Source organism: Rhizobacter sp. P3_B12, assembly GCF_056402895.1.
The window spans coordinates 1-9,426 of record NZ_JBFUGN010000151.1 but is presented as its reverse complement, the minus strand read 5'-3'; the positions used below and the strand labels follow the sequence as shown (position 1 = coordinate 9,426).

Annotated in this window: 9 protein-coding genes; 5 read left to right on the top strand and 4 right to left on the bottom strand. The window is 70.8% G+C overall.

Annotation, left to right across the window (positions count from 1 at the left end; all coding sequences use genetic code 11):
* Positions 1–1,593, top strand: a 1,593-nt coding sequence (locus AC1D01_RS10930; RefSeq protein WP_477866060.1) for a hypothetical protein, incomplete at its 5' end; no start/stop codon positions are given.
* Between the two features lie 106 nt (positions 1,594–1,699).
* Here the strand turns inward: AC1D01_RS10930 and AC1D01_RS10925 are convergent.
* Positions 1,700–2,599, bottom strand: coding sequence for a LysR family transcriptional regulator (locus AC1D01_RS10925; RefSeq protein ID WP_477866059.1), 900 nt, complete (start codon positions 2,597–2,599; stop codon positions 1,700–1,702).
* A gap of 101 nt (positions 2,600–2,700) precedes the next feature.
* Here AC1D01_RS10925 and AC1D01_RS10920 point away from each other — a divergent pair, with 101 nt between their 5' ends.
* Positions 2,701–4,122 carry an aldehyde dehydrogenase family protein gene (locus AC1D01_RS10920; protein ID WP_477866058.1) on the top strand — a complete coding sequence of 474 codons (1,422 nt, stop codon included), beginning with the start codon at positions 2,701–2,703 and terminating at the stop codon, positions 4,120–4,122.
* Here the strand turns inward: AC1D01_RS10920 and AC1D01_RS10915 are convergent, their stop codons facing one another.
* Positions 4,123–4,782 (bottom strand): NADPH-dependent F420 reductase, encoded by a 660-nt coding sequence (locus AC1D01_RS10915; protein WP_477866057.1) that lies wholly within the window; start codon positions 4,780–4,782, stop codon positions 4,123–4,125. It abuts the gene before it with no gap.
* A 99-nt stretch (positions 4,783–4,881) separates the two neighbouring features.
* Here AC1D01_RS10915 and AC1D01_RS10910 point away from each other — a divergent pair, with 99 nt between their 5' ends.
* Complete coding sequence (locus AC1D01_RS10910; RefSeq protein WP_477866056.1) at positions 4,882–5,835, top strand: LysR family transcriptional regulator; 954 nt, start codon at positions 4,882–4,884, stop codon at positions 5,833–5,835.
* Between the two features lie 52 nt (positions 5,836–5,887).
* Here AC1D01_RS10910 and AC1D01_RS10905 read toward each other — a convergent pair whose 3' ends face one another.
* Positions 5,888–7,354: an AMP nucleosidase gene (locus AC1D01_RS10905; protein WP_477866055.1), complete on the bottom strand. Its 1,467-nt coding sequence runs from the start codon at positions 7,352–7,354 to the stop codon at positions 5,888–5,890.
* A 106-nt stretch (positions 7,355–7,460) separates the two neighbouring features.
* On the opposite strand from AC1D01_RS10905, the gene AC1D01_RS10900 reads away from it, so the two are divergent.
* The gene (locus AC1D01_RS10900) at positions 7,461–8,222 is read left to right on the top strand and encodes a tetratricopeptide repeat protein (protein WP_477866054.1); all 762 of its coding nucleotides are present in this window, start codon (positions 7,461–7,463) and stop codon (positions 8,220–8,222) included.
* A gap of 16 nt (positions 8,223–8,238) precedes the next feature.
* Here AC1D01_RS10900 and AC1D01_RS10895 read toward each other — a convergent pair whose 3' ends face one another.
* Complete coding sequence (locus AC1D01_RS10895) at positions 8,239–8,949, bottom strand: SDR family oxidoreductase (RefSeq protein ID WP_477866053.1); 711 nt, start codon at positions 8,947–8,949, stop codon at positions 8,239–8,241.
* Between the two features lie 128 nt (positions 8,950–9,077).
* On the opposite strand from AC1D01_RS10895, the gene AC1D01_RS10890 reads away from it, so the two are divergent.
* A partial coding sequence (locus tag AC1D01_RS10890; protein ID WP_477866052.1) for a TetR/AcrR family transcriptional regulator occupies positions 9,078–9,426 on the top strand: 349 nt, incomplete at its 3' end.

The following is a 9,426-nucleotide window of genomic DNA, read 5'->3' as shown; positions in this document are numbered from 1 at the left end:
GCCGACGGCGCCGTGCCGGCGCTCGCGCGGCTCGGCGTGGCCGGCGGCATCATCGCCGCGGTGCTGGGCCTGGGCGGCTCGGTCGGCGATGCGCAGATCGTCGTCTACAACGGGCTGGGCACGCCGGTGCAGGTGACGGTGGCCGGGCGCCCGCCGCTGGCCGTCGCACCGAATGCACTGCAGCGGCTCACGCTGCCGGCCGGGCACATGGTGCAGGTCGAGTCGCGCACGCCGAAGGGCGCGCTGATCGAATCGTTCGAGGCCGATGCGAAGGGCAGCTTCGGCACCTACGTCTACAACGTCGCGTCGGCCGCGCCGCTGGTCGAGTGGACCGCGGTGTACGGCCGCACGCAGAGCATTCCCGAGCGCATGCTCGGCACGCCGCGCTGGTCGTCGACCGGTGCCGAGCATGTGTTCGAGGAGCCGCCGAAGTCGATCAGCACCAAGGGCGGCGGCGGCACGCGCACCGTGCTGCAGGGGCTGGCCGACATGCCGCCCGACCGGCAGCTCGATGCGCTGGCCAACGACGCGCAGCGGCGGCAGCTGATCGCCACGCACCTGCGCTGGGATGCCGCCGGCAGCGGGGCCGTGGTGCCGTGGCTCGGGATGGTCGGCGACAACGCGCAACTGCTGGCGCTGGTGCGCGAGCGGCTGAAGGGGGCGCCCGACGAGGTGGCGTCGCTGCGGGCCGAGCAGGACGGCGCGCAGGGCGCTGCGCACACCGAGGTCTGTGCGCGCCACATGGCCGCCAGCCGCGCCGCGCCCGACAACCCGAACCTGCGCTACGCCGCGGTGCGCTGCGACACCGAGAGCCCGCAGAAGTGGCAGGCCTTCATCGACGGCCATGCGCGCTGGCCGGCGCACGCGTGGTTCGGCTATGCGGCAGCGTATTCCGAACTCGACTTCGGCCGCCTCGACGCCGGCCTGGCCGGCCTGGGCGAAGCGCGCGGGCGCATGGCGTCGCTGGCTGCGTACATCGCGATCGACGAGGCGCGGCTGCGCCGCTTCCTGAAGCAGGACGACGCGAAGCGCATGGCCGAGCTGACCCAGGCGTCGCCGGTGCTGCGCGCGCGCCTGGCGATGGAGGGCGGGACCGCGACCGCCGAGGAAGGCCTGCCGACCGAGTACACCGAGTTGGCGCGTGGCCGCATCGACGCCGCGCTGAAGGCGGCAGGCGCCGGGTCCGCGCACCGCCAGGCCCGCCTGCTGCGGCTGGCGGCGGCCTCCGACGGTGCGGATCAGCCACTGGTCCTGCGGGCGATCGCGTTGCCGACGGACAGCGGTGTCGACGATGCGACCGCATGGCTGGCTGCTGCTGTCGCGGCACGCGGCGGGCAGGACATCGAGCCCTTCGTCGCCGCCGTCGCGCGCCGCTCGCCGACCGATGCGGCGCTGATGCGGGTGTTCTTCGAGCAGCTGCAGAAGACGCGCGATGTCGGCGTGGCCGATCGCGTGCTGGCCGAGATGTCGTTCCAGTGGCGCGTGCACGCCTACGCGGCCGGCGTCGTGCTGCTCGGTCGCGAGGCGCCGTCGGCGTGGCGCGATGCGGCGCGCCGGTTGCTGTTCGCCGACGAGCGGCCGTATTTCCTGTAGCGCCTCAGGAACGGCCCGTCCCCGTTCGCCCTGAGCAGGGACTGAGCCTGTCGAAGGCCCGTCTGTCGAAGGGTCGTTTCCAAAGCACGCATGGCCTTCGACAAGCTCAGTCCGAACGGGACTTTTCGCGGATGAGTTCGATGAACGCCCGCAACCCTGCCGGCACGTGCCGGCGCGTCGGGTAGTACAGGCAGATGCCGGGGTAGGGCGGCGTCCAGTCCGCGAGCATGCGCACCAGCCGTCCCTGCTTCAGGTCGTCGCCGACGTGCAGCTCCGACAGGTAGCCGACACCGACCCCGGCATGGACCGCGCTGCGCATCAGTGACGGCTCGTCGAGCGTGATCGGGCCGGGCACGTCCAGCGTCAGCGATTCGCCATGCCGCTCGAATTCCCAGCGGTAGCGTGCGCCGCTCGCGAGGCGCCAGCGGATGCAGCGGTGGTTCATCAACTCGCCCGGCGTGCCGGCACTGCCGTGCGCCGCCACGTAGTCGTGCGACGCCACCACCGCCATTCGCATGTCACCGCTCATCGGCACCGCGATCATGTCGCGCGGCACCGTGTCGGCCACCCGGATGCCGGCGTCGTAGCCCTCGGCGACGATGTCGATCAGCCGCCCTTCGGTGACCAGGTCGACCTGCATCTGCGGGTAGCGCTTCAGGAACTCGAGCACGATCGGCTCGAACACGATGCGCGCCGCGCCGACCGAGGTGTTCAGCCGCAGCGTGCCGGTCGGCGTGTCGCGCAGCAGGTTCACTGCCTCCATCGCGCCGCGGATGTCGCCCAGCGCCGGCGCGATGCGCGCGACGAACTGCTCGCCGGCCTCGGACAGCGCCACGCTGCGCGTCGTGCGGTTGAACAGGCGCACGCCGAGGCGAGCCTCGAGCCCGGCCACCGCGCCGCTCAGCGCCGAGGTCGACATGCCCATGTCGGTGGCGGCTGCACGGAAGCTGCCGTGCCGCGCCACGGCCAGCACCGCTTCCAGTTCGACGAGGCCTGATTTGTGCATTGTCCTGATTACCAGAACGAGTCGTCTGGATTCGTGCAGCTTATCAAATCAATGCCCGGCCTCTAGATTCGATGCATCCCTTCATTGCACAGGACATCGACATGCACGACATCACCCGGATCTACATCGACGGCGCCTTCGTGGCCCCGCACGGCCAGGAGCGTTTCGACCTCTTCAACCCCGCCACCGAGGAGCGCATCGGCCAGGTCGCGCTCGGCGATGCCGAAGACGCCCGCCGCGCGATTGCCGCGGCCCGGCGCGCGCTGCCCGGCCTGTCGCGCAGCCCGAAGGCCGAGCGCGTCGCGATGCTGCGCCGCCTGCACCAGGCGGTGCTGGCGCGCGTCGACGACATCCGCGACGCGACCATCCTCGAGTACGGCGGGCCGGTGGCGCGGGCGCAGTGGGGCGCGCAGTACGCGGCCGACGCCTTCCTGCTGGCGGCGCAGACGCTGGAGGATTACCCGCTCGAGCGGCGCATCGGCAGCGCCGAGGTCGTGATGGAAGCGGTCGGCGTGGTCGGGCTGATCACGCCGTGGAATGCGAACGCCGGCTTCATCTGCAACAAGCTCGCCACCGCGATCGCGGCCGGCTGCAGCGCGGTGATCAAGCCCAGCGAGATGAGCGCGATCCAGACCCAGGTCGTCACCGAGGCGCTGCATGCGGCCGGCCTGCCGCCGGGCGTGTTCAACATCGTCAACGGCCGTGGCGACGTGGTCGGTGCCGAGATCGCCACGCACCCCGATGTCGCGAAGATCTCGTTCACCGGCTCGACAGCCGTCGGCAAGGGCATCCTGCGCGCCGGCGTCGAGACGATGAAGCGCGTCACGCTCGAGCTCGGCGGCAAGTCGCCGACCGTGATCCTCGACGACGCGAACCCCGAGGCGGCGGTGAAGTTCGCCGTCGCGGCCGGCTTCATCAACAGCGGCCAGGCCTGCATCGCCGGCACGCGCATCCTGGTGCCGCAGGCGCGGATGGCGGCGTACGCGCAACGCATCGGCGACGCGGTGGCGCAGGTGCGCGTCGGCGACCCGGCCGATCCGTCGACCGCGATCGGGCCGATGGTGAGCCAGCGGCAGTTCGATCGCGTGCAGCGCTACATCGGGATCGGCCTCGCCGAGGGCGCGCGGCTGGTGGTCGGCGGCGAAGGCCGGCCCGACGGCCTGCCGCGCGGCTGGTTCATCCGCCCGACGGTGTTCGCCGACGTGCGCAACGACATGACCCTCGCCCGCGAGGAGATCTTCGGGCCAGTGCTGGCCATCATCGGCTACCGCGACGAGGAAGACGCCATCGCGATCGCGAACGACACGGTGTACGGGCTGCAGGCGTACGTGGCGTCGTCGAACCCGGCACGCGCCCGCGCGGTGGCCGCGCGGCTGCAGGCCGGCCGGGTGCTGATCAACGCGCTGCACAACGAGCCGCGCGCGCCGTTCGGCGGCTTCAAGCAGTCGGGCCTGGGCCGCGAGTTCGGCGAGTTCGGGCTCGAGGCCTTCCTCGAACCGAAGAGCGTGCTCGCGGGGGGCTGATCAGTCCGGCTTGCGGTTCAGCAGGCTGAAGCCGTGGCTCCAGTGGTTGTTGCCGAAGCCGTAGCGGATCCAGATCATCGCGAGCGATTCCAGCAACCGGGCCTGCTCGATGCCGCCGAGGTCGATCGCGCTGCGCCAGCCGAAGCGGTGCAGGATCGCTGCGACCTCGGCCTTGGCGCCGGCGTCGTTGCCGGCGATGAACATGTCCGGTTCGCCGTCCGCCAGCGTCGGCTGCACCATGTGCGACGCGGTGATGATGTTGAAGGCCTTCACGACCTTCGACTGCGGCAGCAGCCGCTGCACCGTCTCGCCGGCCGAGTCGGTGAAGCCGAGCGCGAGCACCGGCTGGCCCGAGCTGAAATCGACCGGGTTGACGGCATCGATCACCGTCTTGCCGGCGAGCGCGTCAGCGAGGGCGGGTGTCAATGCCGCCTTCAGCGCGGCCCAAGGCAGCGCGATGACGGCGCTGTCGGCCTGTCGGGCGGCATCGACGAGGCTGGCTGCGGTGCTGCCGGGCACGGCGGCAAGTGCCGCGCGGATTTTCTCGCCGCCGGTGTCGCGGCTGCCGAACACCACGCGGTCGCCGCGGGCGACGAAGCCTTTCGCGAGCGCCGTGCCGACGTTGCCGTTGCCGAGGATGGCGATGGTGGAAGAACTCATGTCAGGCTCCAGTGGGATGTCGATGGGGGCAGTGTGCGAGCCGTCAATCAACAACGTAAGATGGTCGCCGGTTCCTGAACTCATAACCCAAGGTTGAGAATGGACGCAGCGCAGCGGGTGCCGGCCATCCTGTCGTTCGTGCAGACCGCCGACCGCGGCAGCTTCGCCGCGGCGGCCAGGGCGCTGGGCATCTCGGGGGCGGCGGTCAGCAAGAACGTCGCGTCACTGGAGGCCTCGCTCGGCGTGCGGCTGCTCAACCGCACGACGCGGGTGCAGCGGCTGACGAGCGAGGGCGAGGCCTTCCTCGAGCGGGCGCGCGTCGCGATCGATGCGCTCGATGCGGCCGTCGACGCGGTGGCGGCGCAACGCGCCGAACCGAGCGGCCGCGTGCGCATCTCCTGCCCGAGCAACTACGGCCAGCATTTCCTGCTGCCGCTGATGCCGGGGCTGAGGACGCGCCATCCGGGGCTGGTCCTGGACCTGGATTTCGACGACCGGCGGGTCGACCTGATCGCGCAGGGCTACGACCTCGCGCTGCGCGGCGGCCGTGCCACCGATTCGGGCCTGGTGTCGCGCCCGGTCGGCCGGCTCGAGATGGTGCTGGTGGCAACGCCGGCCTACCTGGCCGCCCGCGGCGTGCCGCGCAGCCGGGCAGACCTGCCGGCGCACGACGTCGCGCTGGTGCGCTTCCTCAGYGGCGAGGTGTCGCCGTGGACCTTCCGCGAACCGGACGGCTCGACCGTCGACCTGTGGCCCGAACGCTGCGTGATGACGATCTCGACCGGCGCCGCGGTGGAGACGGCGCGCATGGGCCTGGGCATCGTGCAGGTCGGGCTGCCGCAGGCTTGGCCGCTGCTGAAGTCGGGCGAGCTGAAGGCGCTGTTCGTCGACGAGCACGTCGCCGGTGATCGCGAACTGGCGCTGCACTATCCGCACCGCGCGCTGGTCGCGCCGCGCGTGCGGGCGACCGTCGATCACCTGGTGGCGCAGCTCGCCTCGAACGAGGCGCTGCACGTCACGCGCGAAGCGCTGCGGCCTTACGCGGTGTCGTAGCCCGGATGCCAATCCGGGGATCGTGACCCTGAATCCCGGATTGGCATCCGGGCTACTGGAACGCGACCTCGGCGAAGCTGCGCAGCTTGCGGCTGTGCAGCTGGTCCACCGTCTGCGCCCGCAGCAGCTCCACCGCCCGCATGCCGATGCGCAAATGCTGGTCGACCCGCTCGCGGTAGAAGTGGTTGGCCATCCCCGGCAGCTTGATCTCGCCGTGCAGCGGCTTGTCGCTGACGCACAGCAAGGTGCCGTAGGGCACGCGGAAGCGGAAGCCGTTGGCCGCGATCGTCGCGCTCTCCATGTCGAGCGCCACTGCCCGGCTCTGGCTGAAGCGGCGCTCCGGCGTGCGTTGCGGCAGCAGCTCCCAGTTGCGGTTGTCGGTGGAGGCGACCGTGCCGGTGCGCAGGATGCGCTTCAGTTCGTAGCCGGTGAGCTGCGTGATGTCGGCCACTGCCTGCTGCAGCGCGACCTGGATCTCGGCCAGCGGCGGGATCGGCACCCACAGCGGCAGGTCTTCGTCGAGCACGTGGTCCTCGCGCACGTAGCCGTGGGCCAGCACGTAGTCGCCCAGCGCCTGCGTGTTGCGCAACCCGGCGCAGTGGCCGAGCATGATCCACGCATGCGGGCGCAGCACCGCGATGTGGTCGGTGATCGTCTTCGCGTTGGCCGGGCCGACGCCGATGTTGACCATCGTGATGCCGGCGCCGTCGCCGCGCACCAGGTGGTAGGCCGGCATCTGCGGCAGCCGCGGCGGGATCGCGCCGAGCTCGTCGCCGGGCCGGTGGGCCGTGCCGGTGCGCCGCGTGATCACGTTGCCCGGCTCGACGAAGGCGAGGTACTCGCTCGCCGGATCGGCCATCGCCTCGTGGCCCAGGCGCACGAATTCGTCGATGTAGAACTGGTAGTTCGTGAACAGCACGAAGTTCTGGAAGTGGTCGGGTGCGGTGCCGGTGTAGTGGCGCAGCCGGTGCAGCGAGTAGTCGACGCGCGGCGCGGTGAACAGCGACAGCGGGTGCGACTGGCCGGGCCTGGTCTCGTAGGTGCCGTTGGCGATGGCGTCGTCCATCGCGGCCAGGTCGGGCAGGTCGAACATGTCGCGCATCAGCAGCCGGCGGTCCGGGCCCAGGCTGCCTTCCAGGTGGTCGTGTTCGGCCAGCGAGAAGTGCACCGGGATGGGCTGGCCGCTGACGCCGACCTCGAGCGCGACGTTGTGGTTCTTCAGCAGCAGCCGGAACTGCTCCAGGTAGTAGCCCTGGAACAGGTCGGGCCGCGTCAGCGTGGTCTCGTAGGTGCCGGGGCCGGCGACGAAGCCGTAGCTCAGCCGCGAGTCGGCGCGCGCGACGGTGTCGGTGTGCACCCGCACGAAGGGGTAGCAGGCCCGCACGTGCTCGGTGGGCGCGGTGCCGGCGACGAAGCTGTGCAGGGCACCACGCAGGTGCGCGAGGCTCTGCTCGTAGATGGCCTGCACCTGCGCGAGCGCGGCGACCGGGTCGGTGAAGCGCTGGGAGTCGAGAGACATGGAATGTTCCTGGAGCCGTTCGTGACCATTCTCTCGCGCCGCCATCACCCGTGCCGGCCGGGGTTTCCTACAATTTGCGGCATCAAAACACCGGAGGAGGACGCTCATGCCCATTGCAGGCCTCGGGCTTCACATCGTCATTGCCCTGTTCTTTGCCGTGCACGCGGTGCGCAGCCGCCAGCAGACCTACTGGCTGTTCGTGCTGTTCTCGTTCCCGCTGCTCGGCAGCATCGTCTACTTCCTGGCGATCTACCTGCCGGATTCGCGGCTGGAGCGCGGTGCGCGCAAGGCGATCGTCGCGGCGGTGAAATCGCTCGACCCGACGCGCGAGCTGCGCGACGCCCGCGCCGCGTTCGAGTACACGCCGACCGCGCAGAACCAGATGCGGCTCGCATCGGCGCTGTACGACGCCGGCGAGTTCGATGAATCGGCGCAGACCTGGGAGGCCTACCTGAAGGGCCCGTTCTCGACCGATCTCGAGATCCGCCGCGGTGCGGCCCGCGCCAGCTTCGCGCGCGAGCGCCCGCAGGAGGCGATCAGCCACCTGAACGTGATCCGCCAGCAGGACCCGAACTTCCGCGAGGAAGAGATCTCGCTGCTGCTCGCGCGTTCGCTGGCCGCCGCCGGCCGTCATGGCGAGGCGCGCGACGCCTTCGAAGCGACGGTGGCGCGCTTCGGCAGCTTCGAGGCGCGGGCCGAGTTCGCGATCTGGGCGCTGGTGCAGCGCGAGACCGAACTCGCCGCGCGCCTGCAGGTGGAGATCCAGCGCGCCACCGAGCGCTGGAACCGCCACACCCGCGAGTTGAACGCCGAGCTGATGCGCCGGCTGCGCGTCGCGCACGAGCAGACCAGGACGCCGTCGGCCTGACGGCAGCGGTCGCGGCTCAGGCCGCCGCCGGCTCGCCCAGGTACACGCCGCGCGGCGCGGCCAGCCCCTGCCGCACGTTGCGGCTGAGGTCGTCGGCCAGCACTTCCTCGGCGCCGCTCGCGAGCGCGTCGACGACCTGCTGCGCCACGTCGTCGGGGTTCGCCTTCGCCGTGTCCAGGCCCTTCGTCATGTCGGTGTCCATGTAGCCGACGTGCACGCCCACCACCTGCGTGCCCTGCGCGCGCAGCTCGCCGCGCAGGCCGTTGGTCAGCGACCAGGCGGCCGACTTGCTCGTGCTGTAGGTCGCCGCGCTCGGGATGTTGACCCAGCTCAGCACCGACAGCACGTTGACGATCGCGCCGCCGCCGTTGGCCTTCAGCACCGGCGCGAAGGCCTGGCTGAGCGCCAGCGGGCCAAAGAAGTTGGTCTCCATCTCGGCGCGCGCCGCCGCGGCGCTGCCGGCGGCCAGCAGCGGCGAGCCGCGCGTGATGCCGGCGTTGTTGATCACGACGCTCACGTCCTTCAGTTGCGCGGCAGCGCGCGCGACGTCGTCGGCGTTCGTCACGTCGAGCTTCACCGCCTCGACGCCCGGCAGCGTGATGCTGGCCGGGTCGCGGGCGGCCGCATAGACCTTCTTCGCGCCGGCGGCGAGCAGCTGCTGGACCAGGGACTTGCCGAGGCCACGGTTGGCGCCGGTCACGAGGAAGACGGCATTGCGGATGTTCATGGCGGGTCCTTTCGGGGATGCTTACATTGTTTATATGACGGTCGTCATGATTGAGATTATATGACGTGCATCATTTATCATGTCAAGCGGCGTCTTGGGCATCACCGCGCCGGAAAGGTCTTCTCCCCATGAAAGTCAGTCGTGAACAAGCCGAGCAGAACCGCGAACGGGTGCTGCAGGTGGCGGCGAAGCTGTTCCGCGAGCGCGGCTTCGACGGCATCGGCGTGGCCGACCTGATGAAGAGCGCCGGCATGACGCACGGCGGCTTCTACGGCCAGTTCGGCTCGAAGGAAGACCTGATGGCCGAGGCCTGCAGCCGGGTGTTCGACGAGGGCGGCGAGCGCTGGCGGCGGGTCGTGGGCGATGCGGCGGCGCGCGGCGAGGACGGCCTGGCCGCGCTGGCGCGCACCTACCTGTCCACCGAACACCGCGACGAGCCCGGCGACGGCTGCCCGGTGTCGGCGCTCGGTGCCGAGG